This is a genomic window from Halomonas sp. SS10-MC5, from assembly GCF_015992245.1.
In the GTDB taxonomy this organism is placed as follows: Bacteria; Pseudomonadota; Gammaproteobacteria; order Pseudomonadales; family Halomonadaceae; genus Halomonas; species Halomonas sulfidoxydans.
This window is the reverse complement of the sequence record NZ_CP065435.1, coordinates 585,234-606,798: the sequence shown is the minus strand read 5'-3', so window position 1 is coordinate 606,798 and position 21,565 is coordinate 585,234. Positions and strand designations below refer to the sequence as shown.

Genomic DNA, 21,565 nt, shown 5'->3' with positions numbered 1-21,565 from the left:
TCCTGCCTGTTCCAGGTGCCCTGCCACGAGCTACCGCAGTATTCTCAGCGCCTCGTCTCTTCCAGCGCCAGCTGTGTCGTGCGCTCCATCCAGCCGCCTCCGCCGGTGGGCACCAGTTCCACCAGCTGCACCGTCGAACCGGTGATGCTGACGATACGGCCATGGTTACGGCCCAGGTAGTTGCCGGGACGCAGCCGATGCACCTCGCCCTCCGGCGCCCGGACCAGCGCATGGGTCTGGCCGCTCATGGTCAGGATGCCCACCAGTCTCAACGCCTCCAGGTCATACCCCTCGAGCGGTTCGCGTGCCCGCTCGAGGTCGGGCGCCAGGTCGCTGTCGCCCACCGGCGCCTGCTCCGGCTCCGGCAGCTGGGGGCGGAAGGGGCTGCGACGATCGCTGGCCTGGTAAGGTATCGATTGGTAGGTGGGTATCTCCGGCATCTCCAGTACGCGCGGCGCCCCCGGGTTGGCGCGAATGTCGCTCAGCCGGCGGTCCAGCTCGCCCAGATGGGGGTCGGCACAGCCCACCAGGATCAGGCCGGCCACCAGCGCCATCGACGACCGCATCATGGCGACGCCTCCTCTTCGGGCTGGGCACGGTAACTGTAGGTGCGGGCCAGCATCGACAGGCGCAGGCGATCGCTGCCCTCCACCGGCGCCAGCACGAAGTCGTGCAGCGTCACGATTCGCGGCAGTGCCGCCACGCTGGCGAGGAAGCCCGCCATGTGGTGGTATTCGCCCTCCACCTGGAGATCGAACGGGCGCTCGACATAGAAGTCGCGCTCGACGGTGCTGCGCAGGCGGATGAAGTCGATGGTCAGATGGTGGTCGAGGGCGCTCTCGCTGATGCTGTCGATCAACGAGGGGATCTCCGCCCCCGAGGGCAGCATCGCCATGAGCTCGTCCATGCGCGACTCGAGCCGGGCCAGCTGCTCGAGCATGTCGGGCAGGCGAGCGGCCTGGGCGGCGCGGTTGCGATAGTCGATCAGCAGCCGCTCCTCCTCCGCTTCGGCGCGCTTGAGCTCGTCCGCCTTGGGGCCGGCCAGGTACCAGTGCGTAGCGGCGAAGGTCAGGCCCAGCACCAGCAGACAGCAGAGCCATTGCAGCAGCAGCGGCCAGGTACCCGATTCCTTCAGGTCCAGCCCGCGCCAGTCGAGCTCGCGAAGACGGCGTACCTCGGCGCGCAGGTTCATGGCTCGCCCTCCTCTTCATCCCCCGGGGGCGGCATGCCTTCCATGAGCTGGGTCACGCCGAGGCTGAAGCGGCGGCGCGCGCCGCCGTCGGATTCCACCTCCGACAGCACCGGCTCGGAGAAGGCCGGCGCGGCAGCCAGCGCGCGCATCTGCTCGGAGACTCGATGGTTGCTCTCGGCACGCCCGGTCAGCCGCAGCTGGTCGCCCTGGCGGCTCATCTGCAGGTAATGCACGCCGTCGACCAGGCTCAGGGTGAGGTCGCGGAAGACACGGACCGTCTGCGAACGCCCCTGCTGCAGGTCGCTGAAGACCTGCACCTGGCCGATCATGCGCTCGCGGATGGCCTCGTATTCGCCGATCGAGCGGATATCGCCATCGAGTTGCTGCATGCGTTCCTGAATGTGCGCATTGCGTTCACGCTGGGCAGCCAGCGCGGCGTCGTAGTGGTAGGTCAGCCCCAGGCCGCCCGCGCCGCCGAGCAGGGCCATGACCGTCAGCGCCAGGTAGAAGCGACGGCTGCGCCGCGCCCGCTGCTGCTCCCGCCAGGCCAGCAGGTTGATTTCGATGGTCATGTCGGCGACCTCATGGCCAGGCCGCAGGCAGTGACCATCGCCGGGGCATCGCTGGCCAGGGTCTGGACGTCGATGCGGGAATTGATCCTCATGCGCAGGAAGGGGTTGGCGATCACCACCTGCATCGCGCTCTCGCGGGCGAGCCGCTCGGCAAGGCCGGGGATGACGCTGGAACCGCCGGCCAGCACCATGCGCCGCACCTCCTGCTTGCGTCCGGCGGTGTAGTAGAGCTGCAGCGAACGGCCGACCTGCTGTACCAGGGTGTCGATGAAGGGCTCGAGCACGCTGGTCCGGTAATCCTCCGGCAGCCCGCCCCGCTTCTTGGCCAGGCCGGCCTCCTCGAGCGTCAGGCCGTAGCGCGCGCGGATCTCCTCGGTGAGCTGGCGCCCGCCGAAGACGGTGTCGCGGCTGTAGACGATGCGCCCGCCGCGCAACACATGGAAGGCGTTCATGGTGGCGCCGATATCGACCAGTGCCACGCAATCGTCGTCGCCGGCGGCCGGCGGCAGCTGCTGGCGCAGCTCGCCGAAGGCGCGCTCCATGGCGAAGGTCTCGACGTCCACCGCCGCGGGCGACAGCCCGGACTGGTGCAGGGCATCGGTGAGCTGGACGACGTCTTGCTGGCGACAGGCGACCAGCAGCACGTCCTGCTGGTCACCGTAGCGGGCGTTGAGCCCGAGCCGCTGGAAGTCGAAGGCGACCTCGCTGAACGGAAACGGGATGTGCTTGTCTGATTCGAGTTGAATACGCGCTTCGATCTCGTCATCGTTGAGCGAAGCGGGCAGCGTCAGGGTCTTGGTGATGGCCGCGCTGGCCGGCACCGCGGCGGCGGCCAGCCGGGACGCGGGCCGGGCGCTCTCGACCGCGCGGCGCAGCGCATCGGCTACTTCTCCCATGTCGCGAATGCGTCGCTCGACCACGGCACCTTCGCGCAACGGCCTGACGGCATAACTTTCGATCTGGTAGTGGGAGCCCACCCGCTTGAGTTCGATCAGCTTGACCGTTGCCGAGGTGATATCGACACCGATCAACCCCTTGCCGGAGGGTCTGAGTCGCATCAATCGTTGCCCTTGCGTATGCCGTCGCGATAGCCGCTAGTTGTCATCCTGCTCTTGTATGCCTGTTGCACCTGAGCGCGGAAGGCTGAGAAAGATCATACCCGCATTACTAGGAATGAGGTTACATGATATTTCGCCACTGCACACAAAGTTGGACGGGGCGCTGCCTCAACGCTGGTGGCGAGCGGCTCAGGTTCTTTATAATGGCGACCACGCCAGTGAAGGCGCATTTTCATCGCCATCTCCTTCCTGCCCTCACCACGGATAACGTCTTTTCATGAAGTGGATCAAGACTCTGGTTCTCTCGGCCTTCTGGCTGCTGGTCTCGCTGTCCGCCGCGGCCCTGCTCAGCGTGGCCGGCGCAGCCCTCTATTTCTCGCCGGGCCTGCCCGACGTTCGCCAGCTGCAGGATTTCGAGCTGCACACCCCCCTGCGCATCTTCACCCGGGACGGCAAGCTGATCGGCGAATACGGCGAGGAGCGGCGCATGCCGGTCACCTTCGACGAGATTCCCGAGGACTTCCTCCAGGCTCTGCTGGCCGCCGAGGACGCCTCCTTCTTCGACCATCGCGGCGTCGACCCCAAGGGCCTGGCACGCGCCGCCGTGGAGCTGGTCGCCAGCGGCGACATCCAGTCGGGCGGCTCCACCATCACCATGCAGGTGGCACGCAACTACCTGCTGACGCTGGACCGCACCTTCACCCGCAAGATCCGCGAGATCCTGCTGGCGCTGCAGATGGAGAAGATCCTGTCGAAGGAGGAGATCCTCGAGCTCTACGTCAACAAGATCTTCCTCGGCCACCGCGCCTACGGCATCGCCGCCGCCGCCGAGGTCTACTACAACAAGCCGCTCGACGAGCTGACGCTGGCGCAGAAGGCGATGATCGCCGGCCTGCCCAAGGCGCCCTCGTCGTTCAACCCGCTGGCCAATCCCGAGCGCTCGCTCATTCGCCGCAACTGGATCCTCTACCGCATGCGCGAGCTCGGCCACATCGACCAGGAGACCTACGAGGCCGCGGTGCAGGAGCCGACCACCGCCCGCCGCTACATGGCACAGGTCGAGGTGGACGCCGACTACGTGGCGGAGATGGCCCGACAGTACGCCATCGAGCGCTTCGGCGACGAGGCCTACACCGGCGGCTACCGTATCCACACCACCCTGGACAGCGAGCTGCAGCCCTTCGCCCGCCAGGCCCTGGCCCGCGGCCTGATCGACTACGACACCCGCCACGGCTGGCGCGGCCCGGAGGAGCGCAACATCCCCGCCAGCCTCGCCGAGGCGCAGGAGCGCACCGAGCGCCGCGGCCTGGAGGAGGAGCTCGACGAGTCGCCCGAGATCATGCAGACCGCGCGTCAGGCCGCGGAGCGCAGCCAGACGCGCGTCGAGGGTATCGACGGCGACGTCAGCAACTGGCTGCGAGTGCTGGAGCGCACGCCGGGCTTCGGCCCCCTGCAGCCCGCCATCGTGGTCGGGAGCGAGGGCCGCGAGATGCGCGTGCTGAGCCGGGAAGGCGAACTCGTCACCCTCGACTGGGACGGCCTCTCCTGGGCTCGCGAGTACCGCAGCCCGCGGGCTCGCGGGGCCGAGCCCGGCTCCGCCGCCGAGATCGCCGACACCGGCGACCTGGTGCGGATCCTGCAGCGCGAAGATGGCAGCTGGCGGCTCTCCCAGCGCCCCGACGCCGAGGGCTCGCTGGTGGTGATGAATCCGGCCAACGGCGCCATTCTCGCCCTGCAGGGCGGCTTCAGCTTCAATGCCAGCAAGTTCAATCGCGCGGTGCAGGCGCAGCGGCAGTCGGGCTCTATCTTCAAGCCCTTCGTCTATCTCGCCGCCCTCGACACCGGCCTGATGACCGCCTCCTCGGTGGTCAACGACGCGCCGGTGGTAATGCAGGACGGCAGCAACGAGATCTGGCGACCGGTGAACTCCAGCGGCGACTTCCTCGGCCCGACCCGGCTGCGCGTGGCGCTGGCGCGTTCGCGCAACCTGGTGACGATCCGCATCCTCCAGACCCTGGGGCTCGACAACACCATCGAATACCTGGAGGGCTTCGGCTTCAGCCCGAGCCGACTGCCCCGCGGCCTGTCGCTGGCGCTGGGCAGCGCCGACCTGACCCCGCTGGAGATGACCAACGCCTATGCCGTGCTGGCCAACGGCGGCTTCCAGGTCTCGCCCTGGTTCATCGAACGCATCACCCGCGGCAGCGACGACCAGGTCATCAGCGAGGCCCGCCCCGCGATCGCCTGCCGCGACTGTCGCGAGGGGCAGACCGAGGTCGAGATCGACGGCAAGCGCTACGACGTGGCGCCCAGGGTCGCCGACCCGACGGCCGTCTACATCCTGCGCGACATGCTGCGTGACGTGATCGAGAGCGGCACCGGGCGTGCCGCCCTGTCGCTCAACCGCAGCGACGTGGTGGGCAAGACCGGCACCACCAACGGCTTCCGTGACGCCTGGTTTGCCGGCTACAACGACGACCTGGTGGCCACCGTGTGGATCGGCAAGGACAACAACGAGTCGATCGCCGAGTATGGCGGCAACGCCGCCCTGCCGGTCTGGATCGACTTCATGGGCAACGCGCTGAACGGTCGGCCCGAGGCCATCCCCGAGGAGCCGGACCAGCTGGTCCGGATGCGCATCGACGAGCAGACCGGGCGACGCCTGGCCGACGGCCAGCCCGGCGGGATCACCGAGATCTTCCATCCCGATCATCTGCCCGACATGGAGCCGCGTCGGGTCGAGCAGGAGATCGAGCAGCGCAGCGGCTCGCAGGGCACCGGCAGCTACGAGGCAATCTTCTGAACGGAACGTATGCGAGGGGTGGCAAGGACGCCGCCCACCGTCTTGCCAACCGCCAAACAGCCGCTCACCCAGGCGGCCCGTTACCGGGACAACAGGACAGGTTCGTTGCTATGCCACGCTTTATTCCATGGTGCTTCACCGGTCTGATGCTGCTGCCGGGCACCGCCCTCGCCAACAGCGTCTTCTATGCCCCGCCGCAGCCCGAGGAAGACAGCCCCACCTTCAGCGGCGAAGCCGAACTCGGCTACACCCACCTCTCCGGCAACACCGACAGCCAGACCCTGATCGGCAAGAGCCGGCTGGCCTGGCTGACCGGTCGCCTGACCCACACGCTGCGCGGCGAGGTGCGCAACGTGGCCCGCGACGGCGAGACCAGCGCCGAGCAGTACCTGCTCTCGGGGCGCGAGCGCTACGACTTCAACGGGCCACATTACCTGTTCGGCTTCGCTCGCTGGGAGAAGGACCGCTTCAGCGGCTACGACCAGCAGATCACCACCATCGGCGGCTACGGGCGTGACGTCATCGACACCGACCGGCACCGGCTCTCGCTCGAAGGCGGACCGGGCTTTCGCCATGACCGGATCGATCAGGGCGAGAGCCAGAGCCTTGGCGTGGTCTACAGCGCCCTCGACTACCAGTGGACCTTCTCCGACCACTCCCACCTGCGCCAGGAGATGTCGGTGGAAGCCACCGACGAGAACACCACGTCGCGCTCGGTGTCGTCGCTCACGACACGCCTCAACTCGCGGCTTTCGCTGCGCCTCTCCCACGAGGTCAAGCACAACTCCAACCCGCCCGAGACGGCCGATGCGAACACCGACCACACCAGCAACGTGACACTGCTCTATAACTGGTGATCCGCCGCAGCAGCCCGAAACGCAGTGCGCCGGCCCGAAGGCCGGCGCACTGGCATGAGGCGAGGTGGCCCGGCGTCAGCCGCCGTAGACGTCGTCCACGGCCTTCAGCGGGTAGTGGGCCGGATAGGGGCGACGCGCCACGCCGGAGTCCACCGCGGCCTGGGCCACCGCCGCCGGGATGCGCTCCAGCAGCCGCACGTCGACCGGCGTGGGGATGATGTACTCGGGACCGAACGCCATGTGCTCGCGCTCGTAGGCGTCGAGCACCGCCTGGGGCACCGGCTCACGGGCCAGGTCCTTGAGCGCATGCACGGCCGCCACCTTCATCTCCTCGTTGATGCGCGTGGCACGCACGTCCAGCGCGCCACGGAAGATGAACGGAAAACCCAGCACGTTGTTGACCTGGTTGGGGTAGTCGGAGCGACCGGTGGCCATGATCACGTCGGGCCGCGCCTCCCGTGCCACATCGGGGTGAATCTCCGGGTCGGGGTTGGTACAGGCGAAGACGATGGGATTCGGCGCCATCTTGCGCATGTGCTCGGCGGTCACCAGGTTGGGCCCGGACAGGCCGATGAAGACGTCGGCGCCCTCGATGGCGTCGTCCAGCGTGCGCTTGTCGGTCTCCACCGCGAATACCGCCTTGTAGGGGTTGAGCCCCTCGCGGCCGGCGTGGATCACGCCGCGACGATCGAGCATCAGCAGATTCTCGGCGCGGGCTCCGCAGGAGACCAGCAGCTTCATGCAGGCGATGGCCGCCGCGCCGGCGCCGAGGCAGACGATCCTGGCCTCTTCCAGGCGCTTGCCGGCGATCTCCAGCGCATTGAGCATGCCGGCCGCCGTGACGATGGCGGTGCCGTGCTGATCGTCGTGGAACACGGGGATGCTGCACTGCTCGATCAGCGCCTGCTCGATCTCGAAGCACTCGGGCGCCTTGATGTCCTCGAGATTGATGCCCCCCCAAGTGTCGGCGATGCGCGCCACGGTATCGATGAAGGCCTGCGGGCTCTCGGCGTTGACCTCGACATCCACCGAGTTGATGCCGGCAAAGCACTTGAACAGCACGCCCTTGCCCTCCATGACCGGCTTGCTGGCGAGCGGCCCCAGGTTGCCCAGGCCGAGGATCGCGCTGCCGTCGGAGATCACTGCCACCAGGTTGCCCTTGCCGGTGTAGCGATAGGCGTTCTCCGGGTCGCGAGCGATCTCGCGTACCGGCTCGGCGACACCAGGACTGTAGGCAAGGGAGAGATCACGAGCGGTCGCGGTGGGCTTGGTCAGCTCCACGGAGAGCTTTCCGGGAATCGGCTTGGCGTGATAGTCCAGCGCTGCCTGCTTCTTGGCGTCTGTCATGCTGAGGGTCCGGTATCCATACTTTTGGGTAAGGGCATCTACAATATAGAAAAAGCTTCCATTACTCAACAAGCATGCCATTCGCCGCTTTTGAACGCTCGTTCGCGAACAATCGCCACCATTTGCTGCAACTTATGCCAGATGCGGTGTCCATAACCCTTTCCTTATCGCCGGTCGATATCTCCCCTTTCCCCCCAGAACGAGAAAACCCGCCATGAAGGCGGGTTTTCGAGGCGTATCGCCGCAGCAGGGGCGAATCAGCCGCGCTTGATGGCGGCACCGAAGCGCTTGTTGAAACGCTCGACGCGTCCACCGGTGGTCGCCTGCTTCTGCTTGCCGGTGTAGAAAGGGTGGCACTGGGAGCAGACGTCCAGTGACAGGTCATGGCCGGCCGTGGTACCGACCTCGAAGGTCGCGCCGCAGGAGCAAGTCGCGGTGACCATCTTGTAATCCGGGTGAATACCTTGTTTCATCTTGAGCCTCATTGGAGCGGTATGCCGCCACCTGATCCGTTGCCAGGCACCGCATACGGGTTGTCTGTCGTCGCTACTCGTTACGTCGTTCCACCAACCGGTAGCCGCCGGGCCTGGTTCCCGAGAGCCAGGCGCCACGACGGCCGGACATTCTAGCAGAGCCGACGCCGGAGGCCAATTGCCCGAATCCCACTCTTCGCCTCGCGTGCTGCGCGTGGCGGTGCCCACGCCACTGAGACGCCTGTTCGACTACCGCCCGTGCCGCGACGCCCCGGTTGGCGGCTGGCAGCCCGGCATTCGCGTGCGCGTGCCCTTCGGCCGTCGCCAGGTAATCGGCGTGGTGATGGAGTGCCGCGACCACAGCGACCTGCCCCTGGAGCAGCTGAAGCCGGTGGAGGCCCGCCTGGACGCCGAGCCGCTGCCCGAGGAGTGGCTGTGGCTGTGCCGCTTCACGGCGCGCTACTACCAGCATTCGCTCGGCGACACCCTGCACCAGGCGATGCCGGTGCTGCTGCGCCAGGGGCGCCCCCTGGCCGGGCGTCGGCGCGAGCGCTGGCAGGCCCTGGCGCCCCCCGGCGATGACGATGCACGGCTGCGGCGTGCGCCGCGCCAGGCCGAGCTGCTGGCGATGCTGCGCCAGCATCCGCACGGCTTGCCCACCCAAGCGATAGTGGCCCAGGGCTATTCCCGCGAACAGCTGCTGGCGCTGGTGGAGAAAGCGCTGGCCGAACGCCACGAGATACCGCTCGCCGCCGCCGAGCCCGCCACCTCACAGCTGCTGGCCGAGCCGGCGCTGCCGATCAACCGCGAGCAGGCCACGGCCCTGGCGGCGATTCACGAGCGCCTCGACGCCTTTCACCCCTGCCTGCTGCACGGCGTGACCGGCAGCGGCAAGACCGAGGTCTACCTGCAGCTGATCGAGGCGGTGGTCGCCCGCGGGCGCCAGGCGCTGTTGCTGGTGCCGGAGATCGGCCTCACGCCGCAGACCCTGGCGCGCTTTCGCAGCCGCTTCCGGGTGCCGGTGGTGGCGCTGCACTCGGGGCTCACCGACAACGAGCGCCTCGACGCCTGGGAGGCGGTGGCCAGCGGCCGTGCGCCGATCGTCATCGGCACCCGCTCGGCGATCTTCACGCCGCTGGCGCGGCCCGGCGCGATCATCGTCGACGAGGAGCACGACGGCTCGTTCAAGCAGCAGGAGGGATTGCGCTACCACGCCCGCGACCTGGCCGTGGCCCGCGCCAAGCATCACGGCATCCCCCTCGTGCTGGGCAGCGCCACGCCGTCGCTGGAGAGCCTCTACCACGCCGAGCGCGGCAACTACCGTCACCTGCGCCTGACCCGCCGCGCCAGCCGCCACGCCCCGGCCCGGCTGGAGCTGATCGACCTGCGCGGCCGCCCGCGCCAGGGCGGACTGATCCCGCCGGCCATCGAGGCGATCCGCGAGACGCTCGCGGCCGGCCACCAGGTCCTCGTCTTCATCAATCGCCGCGGCTTCGCGCCCACCCTGGCCTGCCACGCCTGCGGCTGGCTGGCCGACTGTGACCACTGCGACGCGCGCATGACGTTGCACCGCCAGCCGCCGATGCTGGCCTGCCATCATTGCGACAAACACCGCCCGGTGCCGGACGCCTGCCCCGGCTGCGGCAGCGCCGACCTGCGTCCGCTGGGCAGCGGCACCGAGCGCACCGAAGAGACCTTGGCCGCCCTCTTCCCCAAGGTGCCGGTACACCGCATCGACCGCGACAGCACGCGGCGACGCGACGCCTTCGAGCAGACCCTCGGTGAGGTGAGGCGCGGCACCCCCTGCCTGCTGGTCGGCACCCAGATGCTGGCCAAGGGCCACCACCTGCCCCACGTCACGCTGGTGGTGGTGGTCAACGCCGACGCCGGGCTCTACGCCAGCGACTTCCGCGCCCTGGAGCACAGCGCCCAGCTGCTCGTCCAGGTAGCCGGCCGCGCCGGCCGGGCCGCCCACCCCGGCCGCGTGCTGGTGCAGACCCTGCACACCGACGACCCGCACCTGCGCCTGCTCGCCGAACACGGCTACGATGCCCTGGCCGGCCAGCTGCTGGCCGAGCGCCGCGCCGCCGCGCTGCCGCCCTACCGCTTCCTCGCCCTGCTGCGACTGGAGAGCCCGCGCGAGGAAGCGGCCGGCTCGCTTGGCCGCGAAGCGAGCGCCATGCTGCGCCAGTGGGTCGCCGAACATGCCCCCGACGTGCACTGCCTGGGGCCGGTGCCGGCGCCCATGGAGCGGCGCCAGAACCGCTACCACATGCAGCTGATGCTCAGCGCCGGCCGGCGCAGCCAGCTTCACGCCGCCTGTGCGCAGCTGACCGCCTGGCTCGAGGCCTCGCCCGAGGCACGCCGGGTGCGCTGGTCGCTGGACGTCGACCCGCAGACCCTGAGCTGAACGCGGCCTTTAAAGCGTCGGCACAATTGCCGATAATGGCCGACCAGCCCAACTTTCGTGGCCGCGCCTTTTCGTTCGCGAGTGCCTCAGGCTTCGTCGTCACCTCGTGCGCCCGCCGCTACAGGACATAACCGCTTCATGAAAGAGACGATCATCTCCCTGCTCGAGAACGCCCTCGACACGCTCAAGCAGCAGGGCACGCTGCCCGCCGATGCCGCGCCGACCATCAAGGTCGATCCGACCAAGGACAAGGCCCATGGCGACTATGCCACCAACCTGGCGTTGACGCTGGCCAAGCCGGCCGGTCGCAAGCCCAGGGAACTGGCCGAGGCGCTGATCGCGGCACTGCCCGCGAGCGACGCCGTGGAGAGGGTGGAGATCGCCGGCCCCGGCTTCATCAACTTCTTCGCCGCCACCGACGCCGCCGCCCAGGTCGTGCGCCAGGTGCTCGACGCCGGCGACGCGTTCGGCCGCAGCCTGACCGGGCGCGGGCAGAAGGTCCAGGTCGAGTTCGTCTCCGCCAATCCCACCGGGCCGCTGCACGTGGGCCACGGCCGCGGCGCGGCCATCGGCGACTGCATCTGTCGGCTGCTCGAGGCCACCGGCCACGACGTCACCCGCGAGTTCTACTACAACGACGCCGGCGCCCAGATCGTCAACCTGGCGCTGTCCGTCCAGGCCCGGGCCAAGGGCCTCACGCCCGACGACGGCGGCTGGCCCGAGGACGGCTACCGCGGCGACTACATCGTCGAGGTGGCCAACGACTACCTGGCCGGCGAGACGGTGCATGCCGACGACCGCCACGTCGTCGCCAAGGCCGACCCCGACGACCTCGACGCCATCCGCGAGTTCGCCGTGGCCTGGCTGCGCCGCGAGCAGGACCTCGACCTCAAGGCGTTCGGCGTCTCCTTCGACGTCTACTTCCTGGAGTCTTCGCTGTACCGCGAGGGCAAGGTCGAGGAAGCGGTCGAGCGGCTGATCGAGAAGGGCCATACCTATGAGCAGGACGGCGCCCTGTGGCTGCGCACCACCGACTTCGGCGACGACAAGGACCGGGTGATGCGCAAGTCCGACGGCAGCTACACCTACTTCCTGCCCGACGTGGCCTACCACCTGAACAAGTGGCAGCGCGGCTTCACTACGGTGATCAACGAGCAGGGGGCCGACCATCACTCCACCGTGACCCGGGTGCGCGCCGGCCTGCAGGCGCTGGAGGCCGGCATCCCGCAGGGCTGGCCCGACTACGTGCTGCACCAGATGGTGATGGTGACCCGCTCCGGCGTCGAGGTGAAGCTCTCCAAGCGCGCCGGCAGCTACGTCACCGTACGCGACCTGATCGACGAGGTCGGCCGCGACGCCACGCGCTTCTTCCTCGCCGCGCGCCGCGCCGACTCGCAGCTCACCTTCGACATCGACCTGGCCCGCTCGCAGTCCAACGACAACCCGGTCTACTACGTGCAGTACGCCCACGCCCGGGTGTGCAGCATGCTGCGCAAGGCCGACGCCCAGGGTCTGGGGTTCGACCACGACCTGGCGATGGTCAGCCTGGGCCGGCTCGAGGAGGACCAGGAAAAAGCGGTGATGAACCGCCTGGCGCGCTTCCCCGAGGTGGTCGATCACGCCGCGGCCTCACGCGAGCCGCAGCAGGTCGCCCAGTACCTGCTAGACCTCGCCGCCGAGTTCCACTCCTGCTACAACGCGGTGAAGGTCATGGTCGACGACGACGAGCTGCGCAACGCCCGCCTGGCCCTGGGCCTGGCCACGCGCCAGGTGCTGCGCAACGGCCTCGACCTGCTGGGCGTCAGCGCCCCGGAGGAGATGTAAGCCATGGCCGCCCGTCGCACGCCGAAGAAACGTGGCGCCACCAGCAGCCGCAAGCGCACTCCGGCCCGGCGCGAGGGCTTTCGCCTGCCCGGCTGGGTATGGGGCGTCGGCGGGGTCGTGGCGGGCTTCCTGCTGGCCCAGCACCAGCACGGCACCGCCCCTTGGCAGGCGGGCAGCGACTCGCCGCTGGCCAAGCTGATCCCGCGTACGCCCACCGAGGTGAGCGAGCCCGCGCCGACCATCGAGCCGCGCGAGCCGCCCATGCCCACCTTCGAGTTCTATACCCTGCTGCCCGAAGAGGTGGTGGCCCCCAAGGAGGTCGCCTCGACCGCCTCGCCGCCCGAGCCGACGGTCGAGGTGCCGCCGCCCCTCGACGCCGGTGCCGCCAGCGAGACGGCGCCGGCCGACGACCCCATCGCCCAGGTGATCGCCGCCAACCTGCGCGACGAGGTGAATGCCACCCCGGCCACCGAGGCAGAAGCGCCGGCGGGGACGCGCTACATGCTGCAGGCGGCGTCGTTCCGCCAGCCGGAGGACGCCGAGCAGTTGCGCCAGCGCCTGCGCAACCTGAGCCTGATGGCCCAGGTCAGCCAGGTGCAGTCCGCCGACGGCGAGACCTGGCACCGGGTCATGGTGGGCCCCTACGACGACACCCGCGAGCTCAATCGCGCCGAGGACCTGATGACCACCCAGGGGATCACGCCGCTGCGCCATCGCGCCACCAACTGAGGCGCGCTGGTGGACCGGCCGACGGCGCTTGAATTCGCTCCCTGCCGCCCACACCTTCCCTGAATGCTCTTTCACGGTCCCCGGCCAGCCGGGGACCGAAAGTCACCGGGAGCCCCGGCTCCCCGTTACGGAGTCACTCTCCATGACCACGATCGTTTCCGTGCGCCGCGGTGACCAGGTAGCCCTGGCCGGCGACGGCCAGGTATCGCTGGGCAACACCGTGATGAAGGGCAACGCCAGCAAGGTGCGCCGCCTCTACCGCGGCCAGGTGCTGGCGGGTTTCGCCGGCGGCACCGCCGATGCCTTCACCCTCTTCGAGCGCTTCGAGGCGCAGCTGGAGAAGTACCAGGGCAACCTGGTCAAGGCGGCCGTGGAGCTGGCCAAGGACTGGCGCACCGACCGCGCCTTGCGCCGGCTCGAGGCCCTGCTTGCGGTAGCCGACAGGAACGCCTCGCTGATCATCACCGGCAATGGCGACGTGGTGGAGCCGGAGCGCGGCATCATCGCCATCGGCTCGGGCGGCAACTTCGCCCTGGCCGCGGCCCGCGCCCTGCTGGAGAACACCGACCTCTCGGCCAGGGAGATCACCGAGAAATCGCTCGAGATCGCCGGCGACATTTGCGTGTTCACCAACCATCACGTCACCCTCGAAACGCTCTGAAGGCCGCCATCATGTCCCAGATGACACCCCGCGAGATCGTTCACGCCCTGGACCAGTTCATCGTCGGCCAGCAGGACGCCAAGCGCGCCGTCGCCATCGCCCTGCGCAACCGCTGGCGGCGTATGCAGCTCGACGACGACCTGCGCCCCGAGGTCACGCCCAAGAACATCCTCATGATCGGCCCCACCGGGGTCGGCAAGACCGAGATCGCCCGGCGCCTGGCCAAACTGGCCCGCGCGCCCTTCATCAAGGTCGAGGCGACCAAGTTCACCGAGGTGGGCTACGTCGGCCGCGACGTCGAATCGATCATCCGCGACCTCACCGAGGCCGCCATCAAGCTGGTGCGCGAGCAGGCCAAGAACGAGGTGCGCCATCGCGCCGAGGACGCCGCCGAGGATCGCATCCTCGATGCCCTGCTGCCGCCGCCCCGCGGCCAGGAGGAGAGCCCCCGTGCCGACAGCTCGACGCGTCAGATCTTCCGCAAGAAGCTGCGCGAGGGCGACCTCGACGACAAGGAGATCGACATCGAGATCACCCCCCAGGGGCCGGGCATCGACATCATGACCCCGCCGGGCATGGAGGAGATGACCAGCCAGTTGCAGAGCCTGTTCTCCAACATGGGCCGCCACAAGACCGAGACCCGCCGGGTCAAGGTCAAGGATGCCTTCGCCCTGCTGCGCGACGAGGAGGCCGCCAAGCTGGTCAATGAGGAGGAGATCAAGCACCGCGCCATCGACGCCGTGGAGCAGAACGGTATCGTCTTCCTCGACGAGATCGACAAGGTGGCCAAGGGCAGCGGCCAGTCCAGCGGCGGCGAGGTCTCCCGCGAGGGCGTGCAGCGCGACCTGCTGCCGCTGATCGAGGGTTCCACCGTCTCGACCAAGTACGGCATGGTCAAGACCGACCACATCCTGTTCATCGCCTCCGGCGCCTTCCACCTGTCGCGCCCCTCCGACCTGATCCCCGAACTGCAGGGCCGCCTGCCGATCCGGGTCGAGCTCGAGGCGCTCACGCCCGAGGACTTCAAGCGCATCCTCACCGAGCCCTCCGCCGCGCTGACCAAGCAGTACAAGGCGCTGCTGGCCACCGAGGGACTCGAGATCGAGTTCACCGAGGATGGCATCGAACGCATCGCCGAGATCGCCTGGAAGGTCAACGAGGGCACCGAGAACATCGGTGCGCGGCGCCTGCACACGGTGATGGAGCGGCTGCTGGAAGAGGCCTCGTTCAAGGGCGCCGACCTCGGCAGCCCGCTGGCGATCGATGCCGCCTACGTCGACTCCCAGCTCGGCGAGCTGGCCATGGACGAGGATCTGTCGCGGTATATTCTGTAAGCCACGTGCCACGGGCTTCGGGCCACGAGCCGCTCGAAGCTCGAAGCTCGAAGCTCGAAGCTCGAAGCTCGAAGCTCGACGTCAGGAGTCTGCCCATGACAGCCCCCATCCCCAGCAAGATCCACTATCACAAGAAGGCCCGCGAGCTGGAGCTCACCTACCCCGACGGCGAGAGCCACCGCCTGGCTGTCGAGTACCTGCGCGTCTACTCGCCCTCCGCCGAGGTGCGCGGCCATCATCCCAGCCAGGCCGTGCTGCAGGTCGGCAAGAAGGATGTCGGCCTGAAGAACATCGAGCCGGTGGGCCGCTACGCCGTCAAGCTCGCCTTCGACGACGGCCACGACAGTGGCCTGTACAGCTGGGAATATCTCTTCGAGCTGATCGAGAACCGTGAGGCCTACTGGGCCGACTACCTCGAGCGCCTGGAGAAGGCCGGCGCCAGCCGCGAGCCGTTGGGCATCGAAATCAAGCAGCTGTAGGAGACGGGCGTCAAGACAAGCGCCGTTGCCGAAGGCTACAATGTGGCCCTGAACGAGGCCCGCCTCACCTTTCCGCAGCGACTCGGGAGCCCTTTCGCATGAGCCCTCACTCCACCTCCGGGGACCAGCGCACCACCCATTTCGGTTACCAGGAAGTGCCGTTAGCGGAGAAGGCCTCGCGCGTGGCCGACGTCTTCCACTCCGTGGCGGCGCGCTACGACGTCATGAACGACCTCATGTCGCTGGGCATCCACCGGCTGTGGAAACGGCTCACCATCGAGCGCGCGGGCGTGCGCCCCGGCCACAGCGTGCTCGACATCGCCGGCGGCACCGGCGACCTGACGCTGAAGTTCTCGCGCCTGGTGGGGCCCCGCGGTCGCGTGGTCCTGGCCGACATCAATGCCTCGATGCTGCGGGTCGGCCGCGACAAGCTGCTCGACCACGGCGTCGGCGGCAACGTCGAATACGTGCAGGCCAATGCCGAGTGCCTGCCGTTTCCCGACAACAGCTTCGACTGCATCACCATCGCCTTCGGCCTGCGCAACGTCACCGACAAGGACGCCGCGCTGCGCTCCATGTGCCGCGTGCTCAAGCCCGGCGGCCGCCTGCTGGTGCTGGAGTTCTCCAAGCCCGGCAATCCGTTGCTGACTCGCGCCTACGACGAGTACTCCTTTCGCCTGCTGCCGGTGATGGGCCAGATGGTGGCGGGCGACGCCGACAGCTACCGCTACCTGGCCGAGTCGATCCGCATGCACCCCGACCAGGAGACGCTCAAGGCGATGATGGAAGCGGCAGGCCTGGAGCGGGTCGAGTACACCAATCTCACCGGCGGCATCGTCGCCCTGCATCGCGGCATCAAGTTATAATGTTGGTCCTGGCCGGCATCGAGCGTACCCTCAATGCCCTTCTCGCCCGCGATCTGGCCGCGCCCTCGCGTCTGGCCCGGCTGGCCGGCAGCCGGCTGCTGCTGCGCCTGGAGCACCCCACCCTGACGCTACTGTTGAGCTTCCATCCGCGTGGCGTCGACCTGATGTGCCAGGAAGAGCTCGACGAGGGAAGCGCCGACGCCGTCGTCGAACTCGATGCCGAGACGCTCGGTGAGCTGCTCGGCGGCGAATCGATGGAGCGGCTGATGTTCCGCGGCCGCCTGGCGGTGCGGGGCCGGGTCCACCTGCTCGAGGAGGTGCGCGAGCTGTTCTTCGACCTCGACATCGACTGGGAGGCGGAGCTCGCCCGCTGGCTCGGCGACGTGCCTGCCCACAGCCTGGCCGAGGGGCTCAGGCGCATGGCCCGCTGGGGCCTGCGTGCCCAGGAGGAGATGCGCGCCGATATCGCCGAGTACGTGTTCGAGGAGGCGCGCCTGCTGCCCGGGCGTCACCAGTTCGAGACCCTGCGCGACCACCTCACCGAGCTGGAGGTGGCCGCCGACCGCCTCGAGGCCCGCCTGGCCAGGCTGCGCCGCCGCTTGGAACACGAGGCCGCGCCATGATGGGGCTACGGCTGCTGCGCATCATCTGGGTGATCACCCGCTACCGCCTCGATACCCTGCTGCCGCTGCAACGCCTGCCGTGGTGGCTGCGGCTGGCCTTCCTGCTTTCGCCGCTGCGCCTGGTGCCGGTGGGACGCCGCACCGGCGGCGAACGCCTGCGCCTGGCGCTCGAATCGCTGGGCCCGATCTTCGTCAAGTTCGGCCAGTTGCTCTCCACCCGCCGCGACCTGCTGCCCGAGGAGATCGCCAACGAGCTGAGGCGCCTGCAGGACCAGGTGCCGCCCTTTCCCGCCGAGGAGGCGAGGGCTCTGGTCGAGGCCGAGCTTCGCATGCCACTCGACGCCGCCTTCGCCCATTTCGAGCCCGAGTCGCTGGCCTCGGCCTCCATTGCCCAGGTACATGCCGCCCGCCTGCACAGCGGCGAGGACGTGGTGGTCAAGATCATCCGCCCCGCCATCGACCGGGTGATGCGCCAGGACATGGCGCTGATGTACCGGGTGGCGGGGCTGCTGGCCCTGCTGCCAGAAGCGCGACGGCTGCGCCCGGTGGAGGTGGTTCGTGACTATGAGGCCACCCTGTTCGACGAGCTCGACCTGCACAAGGAAGCCGCCAACACCTCGCAGCTCAAACGCAACTTCAAGGATTCGCCGCTGCTTCACGTGCCCACGGTTCACTGGTCGCACACCCGCCGCCGGGTCATGGTGCAGGAGCGCATCCACGGCATCCCGGTGGCCGACATCGCCGCGCTGCGCGCCCAGGGCACCGACCTCAAGCGGCTCGCCGAACGCGGCGTGGAGATCTTCTTCACCCAGGTGTTTCGCGACAACTTCTTCCATGCCGACATGCATCCGGGCAACATCTTCGTGTCCCGCGAGCACCCCCACGACCCGCAGTACATCGCCATCGACTGCGGCATCGTCGGCAGCCTGACCCGCGAGGACCAGGACTACCTGGCGCGCAACCTGCTCGCCTTCTTCCATCAGGACTACTACGAGGTCGCCGCGCTGCACATCGAGTCGGGCTGGGTCGGCGAGGACACGCGTGCCAACGAGTTCGCCGCCGCCATCCGCACGGTGTGCGAGCCGATCCTCGAGAAGCCGCTCAAGGACATCTCCTTTGGCCAGGTGCTGCTGGGGCTGTTCCAGACCGCACGGCGCTTCAACATGGAGGTGCAGCCACAGCTGGTGCTGCTGCAGAAGACCCTGCTCAACATCGAGGGACTGGGGCGCCAGCTCTATCCCGACCTCGACCTGTGGAGCACCGCCAAGCCCTATCTGGAACGCTGGATGCACGAGCGCGCCGGCGCGGTGGGCCTGTGGGAATCGCTCAAGCGTCAGGCGCCGGAGCTGTCGCGCCAGCTGCCCGAGCTGCCTTCCGTGGCCCACCAGGCGCTGAGCCGTATCGAGCACGAGCATCGCCAGCGGCGGCGCCAGGCCCACGCCCTGGGCGGCATCCAGCACCAGCTGCGCGAAAGCCGGCGCGGTGGGCGCCGCCTGCGCCTGGGGCTGCTGCTGGCCGGCCTGGCGCTGGCCTGGCAACCGCTCTCCGAGTGGGCCGCGGGACAGCCCTGGCCGGTGCTGCTGATCGCCGTGCTGGGCCTCGCCCTGCTGGCCTGGCAGTGAACTTGATCCATCGCAACCGGAGTCGCCCGCATGCATGATATTCTCGATGAACTCTTCGGCGTCCTGGCAAGCCGTCGCAGCGCCGACCCCGCCGACTCCTACGTGGCCGCCTTGCATCAGAAGGGGCTCAACAAGATACTCGAGAAGGTCGGCGAGGAAGCCACGGAAACCCTGCTGGCGGCCAAAGACGCCGAGGCCGGCGGCGACGCCGAGCGCAAGGCACTGGTCGCCGAAACCGCCGACCTGTGGTTTCATAGCCTGGTGATGCTGTCGCATCTCGGACTCGACCACCGGGACGTGCTAGACGAGTTGGCCCGCCGTTTCGGAATCTCCGGGCACGAAGAGAAGGCCGCAAGGTCCAAGTGAAATTGGCTTCCGGATTCGCCGGAAACCCGACTCAGAGGTAACGCTTCATGTTAGGTGGCATCAGTATCTGGCAACTGCTGATCGTACTCGGCATCATCATCCTGATCTTCGGCACCAAGAAGTTGCGCAACGTCGGTTCCGACCTGGGTGGCGCGGTCAAGGGCTTCAAGCAGGCCGTCAATGAAGAAGACAAGGCGGGCAAGGACGACAAGCCGCAGGCCAAGGTGACCCACGAAGAGCAGCCCAACACGTATGACGTCCGCGCCGAGGAGAAGAAGGCGGCGGACAGCGTCGAGGAACGGGAAGAGCGCAAGTAAGCCTCCATGTTCGATATCGGCTTCCTCGAACTCCTGGTCCTCGGGATCGTGGGCCTGCTCGTGCTCGGCCCGGAGCGCCTGCCCAAGGCGGCGCGCACCGTGGGGCTGTGGGTCGGCAAGATCAAGCGCACCGTGTCGAGCATGCAGCGAGAGATCAACTCGCAGCTCGAGGCGGAGGAGCTGCGCCAGAAGCTCAAGGAGCAGCAGGCCAAGCTCGACGAGAGCCTGAGCAAGGCCAAGCGCGACGTGGAGAGCATCGCCGACCCCGCTCCGACGCCAGGCCAGGCCGACGCCAAGCGCTCCGCCGAGGGCGACGGCGAGGCGACACCGCCGGCCTCCGCGCGCCTCGACGATGCCCTGGCCGACGCCCGGGCTGCCGGCAGCGAGCCTCCCTCCCCCTCCGACGATGACAAGGACGCCGCTTCCCGATGAGCGACTCCGACGACAAGCAGGAACTTGGCCAGGCTCCCCTGATCGAGCACCTGATCGAGCTGCGCTCGCGCCTGCTGCGCGCCGTGGTGGCGATCCTGGTGATCTTCCTGGGGCTCTACCCCTTCGCCAACGAGATCTACACCTTCGTGGCCCAGCCGCTGATGGGCATGCTGCCGGAAGGCTCGCAGATGATCGCCACCGAGGTGGCCTCGCCGTTCCTGGCCCCGTTCAAGCTGACCCTGGTGGTGGCGGTGTTCGTCGCCATCCCCTACGTGTTGCACCAGGCCTGGGCCTTCGTCGCCCCCGGGCTCTACGACAACGAGAAGGCCCTGGCGCTGCCGCTGCTGGCCTCGAGCGTGGGGCTGTTCTATGCCGGCGCCGCCTTCGCCTACTACGTCGTCTTCCCGCTGCTGTTCCAGTTCTTCACCCAGACCGGGCCGGAGAACGTGGCGGTGATGACCGACATCAACCAGTACTTGAACTTCGTCCTCAAGCTGTTCTTCGCCTTCGGCGTGGCCTTCGAGATCCCCATCGCCACCTTCCTGCTGATCCTCTCCGGCGCCACTACGGTGGAGAGCCTGACGAAGAAGCGGCCCTACATCATCCTCGGCTGCTTCGTGATCGGCATGCTGCTGACGCCGCCCGACGTGATCTCTCAGAGCCTGCTGGCCATCCCGATGTACCTGCTCTACGAGGTGGGCATCCTGTTCGGCCGTCTGGTGCGCCGGCGCCGGCAAGACGCAGCGATGTCGGCCGAGGAGCGCGACGACGCCTGAACCGGCCGTCGCGCCATAGCGAAAGCGCCCCCGCTTCCGACGAAGCGGGGGCGCCTTGCATTGCCGCGGTGGGTCACAGATCCATCAGTTCATCGATGCGCTCGACCAGCTTGAAGATGCCGGTGGCGGCCTCGCCGATGCGCGTGGCGAGCATGTAGGCCGGCGTGGTCACCACGCGGTTCTCGAAGTCGACCACGATGTCCTCGACGCCACAGCTGCGATGCAGGCCGCCCATCGAGCTGATCGCGCCGGCGACACCCGGATCGTGGCCGATGGTCACGGCGATGCCAGGCCCCAGCAGCTTGGGCACCAGCGCCGGTGCAATGCACATCAGCCCGATCGGCTTGCGCGCCTCGTGGAACGGTGCCAGCGCCTCGACCAGTTCCGGCAGAGGCTCCATGTCACTGCCGGCTTCGGCAAAGTTGGACAGATTCTTGGCCGCACCGAAGCCACCGGGCAGGATCACCGCGTCGAACTCGTCGACCTCGAGCTCCTCCAGCGGCGCGATATTACCCCGCGCGAGGCGAGCCGACTCCGTGAGCACACTGCGTGATTCACCTTCGGCCACCTCGCCGCTGCGATGATCGATGACGTGATGCTGCATGATGTCCGGTGCAAAGCAGCGATGGCCGATGCCCAGTTGATCCAGCCGCAGCAGGGTCAGGGTGGTCTCGTAGATCTCCGAACCGTCCTGAACGCCGCAGCCCGCCAGGATGACCGCCACTTGTTTGCTCATGCCATTCTCCTTGTTGTAAAGGCGCCTCGGTTGAAGAGCTTCGCCTCGAATCCTGAAGCCCACACTTTAGAGAGTCGCAACGGGTGCG

22 protein-coding genes are annotated in these 21,565 nt (G+C 68.1%); 15 read left to right on the top strand and 7 right to left on the bottom strand.

The features are described from left to right. Positions 1 to 44 precede the first annotated feature (44 nt). Genes I4484_RS02825 through pilM form a run of 4 tightly spaced genes read right to left on the bottom strand, consistent with a single transcriptional unit; the run spans position 45 to position 2,822 of the window. A complete protein-coding gene (locus tag I4484_RS02825; RefSeq protein ID WP_234283625.1) occupies positions 45 to 569 on the bottom strand; it encodes a pilus assembly protein PilP in 525 nt (174 codons plus the stop codon). Then, positions 566 to 1,192 carry a type 4a pilus biogenesis protein PilO gene (locus I4484_RS02820; RefSeq protein WP_197449528.1) on the bottom strand — a complete coding sequence of 209 codons (627 nt, stop codon included), beginning with the start codon at positions 1,190 to 1,192 and terminating at the stop codon, positions 566 to 568. Before I4484_RS02820 ends, I4484_RS02825 begins: the two co-directional genes overlap by 4 nt. Next, positions 1,189 to 1,764, bottom strand: a complete 576-nt coding sequence (locus I4484_RS02815) for a PilN domain-containing protein (RefSeq protein ID WP_197449527.1) — start codon at positions 1,762 to 1,764, stop codon at positions 1,189 to 1,191. Before I4484_RS02815 ends, I4484_RS02820 begins: the two co-directional genes overlap by 4 nt. After that, entirely contained in the window at positions 1,761 to 2,822 is a 1,062-nt protein-coding gene (gene pilM, locus I4484_RS02810) for a type IV pilus assembly protein PilM (protein WP_197449526.1), read from the bottom strand. Before pilM ends, I4484_RS02815 begins: the two co-directional genes overlap by 4 nt. A gap of 277 nt (positions 2,823 to 3,099) precedes the next feature. On the opposite strand from pilM, the gene I4484_RS02805 reads away from it, so the two are divergent. Continuing rightward, positions 3,100 to 5,625 carry a penicillin-binding protein 1A gene (locus tag I4484_RS02805; protein ID WP_197449525.1) on the top strand — a complete coding sequence of 842 codons (2,526 nt, stop codon included), beginning with the start codon at positions 3,100 to 3,102 and terminating at the stop codon, positions 5,623 to 5,625. A 110-nt stretch (positions 5,626 to 5,735) separates the two neighbouring features. Continuing rightward, entirely contained in the window at positions 5,736 to 6,482 is a 747-nt protein-coding gene (locus I4484_RS02800; RefSeq protein ID WP_197449524.1) for a YdiY family protein, read from the top strand. A gap of 75 nt (positions 6,483 to 6,557) precedes the next feature. Here I4484_RS02800 and I4484_RS02795 read toward each other — a convergent pair whose 3' ends face one another. Together I4484_RS02795 and rpmE are read right to left on the bottom strand one after the other, a co-directional pair. Next, entirely contained in the window at positions 6,558 to 7,829 is a 1,272-nt protein-coding gene (locus I4484_RS02795) for a malic enzyme-like NAD(P)-binding protein (RefSeq protein WP_197449523.1), read from the bottom strand. Between the two features lie 257 nt (positions 7,830 to 8,086). Next, positions 8,087 to 8,302: a 50S ribosomal protein L31 gene (rpmE, locus tag I4484_RS02790; protein WP_111412913.1), complete on the bottom strand. Its 216-nt coding sequence runs from the start codon at positions 8,300 to 8,302 to the stop codon at positions 8,087 to 8,089. Positions 8,303 to 8,480: 178 nt separating this feature from the next. Between rpmE and I4484_RS02785 the strand changes: the two genes are divergently transcribed. From I4484_RS02785 to tatC, 13 genes are all read left to right on the top strand, one after another. Further along, on the top strand, positions 8,481 to 10,712 hold the full coding sequence (locus I4484_RS02785) for a primosomal protein N' (RefSeq protein WP_197449522.1): 2,232 nt from the start codon (positions 8,481 to 8,483) through the stop codon (positions 10,710 to 10,712). A gap of 138 nt (positions 10,713 to 10,850) precedes the next feature. Next, a complete protein-coding gene (gene argS, locus I4484_RS02780; RefSeq protein ID WP_197449521.1) occupies positions 10,851 to 12,536 on the top strand; it encodes an arginine--tRNA ligase in 1,686 nt (561 codons plus the stop codon). 3 nt (positions 12,537 to 12,539) lie between these two features. Next, positions 12,540 to 13,265, top strand: coding sequence for an SPOR domain-containing protein (locus I4484_RS02775; RefSeq protein ID WP_197449520.1), 726 nt, complete (start codon positions 12,540 to 12,542; stop codon positions 13,263 to 13,265). Between the two features lie 142 nt (positions 13,266 to 13,407). Then, the gene (hslV, locus tag I4484_RS02770; RefSeq protein WP_197449519.1) at positions 13,408 to 13,926 is read left to right on the top strand and encodes an ATP-dependent protease subunit HslV; all 519 of its coding nucleotides are present in this window, start codon (positions 13,408 to 13,410) and stop codon (positions 13,924 to 13,926) included. 11 nt (positions 13,927 to 13,937) lie between these two features. Continuing rightward, the gene (gene hslU / locus I4484_RS02765) at positions 13,938 to 15,260 is read left to right on the top strand and encodes an ATP-dependent protease ATPase subunit HslU (protein WP_197449518.1); all 1,323 of its coding nucleotides are present in this window, start codon (positions 13,938 to 13,940) and stop codon (positions 15,258 to 15,260) included. A gap of 95 nt (positions 15,261 to 15,355) precedes the next feature. Beyond that, entirely contained in the window at positions 15,356 to 15,739 is a 384-nt protein-coding gene (locus I4484_RS02760; RefSeq protein WP_197449517.1) for a gamma-butyrobetaine hydroxylase-like domain-containing protein, read from the top strand. Between the two features lie 98 nt (positions 15,740 to 15,837). Further along, positions 15,838 to 16,605: a bifunctional demethylmenaquinone methyltransferase/2-methoxy-6-polyprenyl-1,4-benzoquinol methylase UbiE gene (gene ubiE / locus I4484_RS02755; protein WP_197449516.1), complete on the top strand. Its 768-nt coding sequence runs from the start codon at positions 15,838 to 15,840 to the stop codon at positions 16,603 to 16,605. Continuing rightward, complete coding sequence (locus I4484_RS02750; protein ID WP_197449515.1) at positions 16,605 to 17,228, top strand: SCP2 domain-containing protein; 624 nt, start codon at positions 16,605 to 16,607, stop codon at positions 17,226 to 17,228. The genes ubiE and I4484_RS02750 overlap by 1 nt, the downstream gene beginning before the upstream one ends. Continuing rightward, a complete protein-coding gene (gene ubiB, locus I4484_RS02745; RefSeq protein ID WP_197450897.1) occupies positions 17,228 to 18,850 on the top strand; it encodes a ubiquinone biosynthesis regulatory protein kinase UbiB in 1,623 nt (540 codons plus the stop codon). Before I4484_RS02750 ends, ubiB begins: the two co-directional genes overlap by 1 nt. Before the next feature lie 30 nt (positions 18,851 to 18,880). Next, the gene (locus I4484_RS02740) at positions 18,881 to 19,216 is read left to right on the top strand and encodes a phosphoribosyl-ATP diphosphatase (protein WP_197449514.1); all 336 of its coding nucleotides are present in this window, start codon (positions 18,881 to 18,883) and stop codon (positions 19,214 to 19,216) included. Positions 19,217 to 19,263: 47 nt separating this feature from the next. Next, on the top strand, positions 19,264 to 19,533 hold the full coding sequence (gene tatA / locus I4484_RS02735) for a Sec-independent protein translocase subunit TatA (protein ID WP_197449513.1): 270 nt from the start codon (positions 19,264 to 19,266) through the stop codon (positions 19,531 to 19,533). Between the two features lie 6 nt (positions 19,534 to 19,539). Then, entirely contained in the window at positions 19,540 to 19,965 is a 426-nt protein-coding gene (gene tatB / locus I4484_RS02730; RefSeq protein WP_197449512.1) for a Sec-independent protein translocase protein TatB, read from the top strand. Then, positions 19,962 to 20,741, top strand: a complete 780-nt coding sequence (gene tatC / locus I4484_RS02725; protein WP_197449511.1) for a twin-arginine translocase subunit TatC — start codon at positions 19,962 to 19,964, stop codon at positions 20,739 to 20,741. Before tatB ends, tatC begins: the two co-directional genes overlap by 4 nt. Positions 20,742 to 20,814: 73 nt before the next feature. Here the strand turns inward: tatC and elbB are convergent, their stop codons facing one another. Further along, positions 20,815 to 21,477, bottom strand: coding sequence for an isoprenoid biosynthesis glyoxalase ElbB (gene elbB / locus I4484_RS02720; RefSeq protein WP_197449510.1), 663 nt, complete (start codon positions 21,475 to 21,477; stop codon positions 20,815 to 20,817). Between the last annotated feature and the right edge of the window lie 88 nt (positions 21,478 to 21,565).

Coding starts and splice junctions, on each gene's coding strand:
- I4484_RS02825 (WP_234283625.1), bottom strand. CDS start 569: ATGATGCGGTCGTCGATGGCGCTGGTGGCCGGCCTGATCCTGGTGGGC.
- I4484_RS02820 (WP_197449528.1), bottom strand. CDS start 1,192: ATGAACCTGCGCGCCGAGGTACGCCGTCTTCGCGAGCTCGACTGGCGC.
- I4484_RS02815 (WP_197449527.1), bottom strand. CDS start 1,764: ATGACCATCGAAATCAACCTGCTGGCCTGGCGGGAGCAGCAGCGGGCG.
- pilM (WP_197449526.1), bottom strand. CDS start 2,822: ATGCGACTCAGACCCTCCGGCAAGGGGTTGATCGGTGTCGATATCACC.
- I4484_RS02805 (WP_197449525.1), top strand. CDS start 3,100: ATGAAGTGGATCAAGACTCTGGTTCTCTCGGCCTTCTGGCTGCTGGTC.
- I4484_RS02800 (WP_197449524.1), top strand. CDS start 5,736: ATGCCACGCTTTATTCCATGGTGCTTCACCGGTCTGATGCTGCTGCCG.
- I4484_RS02795 (WP_197449523.1), bottom strand. CDS start 7,829: ATGACAGACGCCAAGAAGCAGGCAGCGCTGGACTATCACGCCAAGCCG.
- rpmE (WP_111412913.1), bottom strand. CDS start 8,302: ATGAAACAAGGTATTCACCCGGATTACAAGATGGTCACCGCGACTTGC.
- argS (WP_197449521.1), top strand. CDS start 10,851: ATGAAAGAGACGATCATCTCCCTGCTCGAGAACGCCCTCGACACGCTC.
- I4484_RS02775 (WP_197449520.1), top strand. CDS start 12,540: ATGGCCGCCCGTCGCACGCCGAAGAAACGTGGCGCCACCAGCAGCCGC.
- hslV (WP_197449519.1), top strand. CDS start 13,408: ATGACCACGATCGTTTCCGTGCGCCGCGGTGACCAGGTAGCCCTGGCC.
- hslU (WP_197449518.1), top strand. CDS start 13,938: ATGTCCCAGATGACACCCCGCGAGATCGTTCACGCCCTGGACCAGTTC.
- I4484_RS02760 (WP_197449517.1), top strand. CDS start 15,356: ATGACAGCCCCCATCCCCAGCAAGATCCACTATCACAAGAAGGCCCGC.
- ubiE (WP_197449516.1), top strand. CDS start 15,838: ATGAGCCCTCACTCCACCTCCGGGGACCAGCGCACCACCCATTTCGGT.
- I4484_RS02750 (WP_197449515.1), top strand. CDS start 16,605: ATGTTGGTCCTGGCCGGCATCGAGCGTACCCTCAATGCCCTTCTCGCC.
- ubiB (WP_197450897.1), top strand. CDS start 17,228: ATGGGGCTACGGCTGCTGCGCATCATCTGGGTGATCACCCGCTACCGC.
- I4484_RS02740 (WP_197449514.1), top strand. CDS start 18,881: ATGCATGATATTCTCGATGAACTCTTCGGCGTCCTGGCAAGCCGTCGC.
- tatA (WP_197449513.1), top strand. CDS start 19,264: ATGTTAGGTGGCATCAGTATCTGGCAACTGCTGATCGTACTCGGCATC.
- tatB (WP_197449512.1), top strand. CDS start 19,540: ATGTTCGATATCGGCTTCCTCGAACTCCTGGTCCTCGGGATCGTGGGC.
- tatC (WP_197449511.1), top strand. CDS start 19,962: ATGAGCGACTCCGACGACAAGCAGGAACTTGGCCAGGCTCCCCTGATC.
- elbB (WP_197449510.1), bottom strand. CDS start 21,477: ATGAGCAAACAAGTGGCGGTCATCCTGGCGGGCTGCGGCGTTCAGGAC.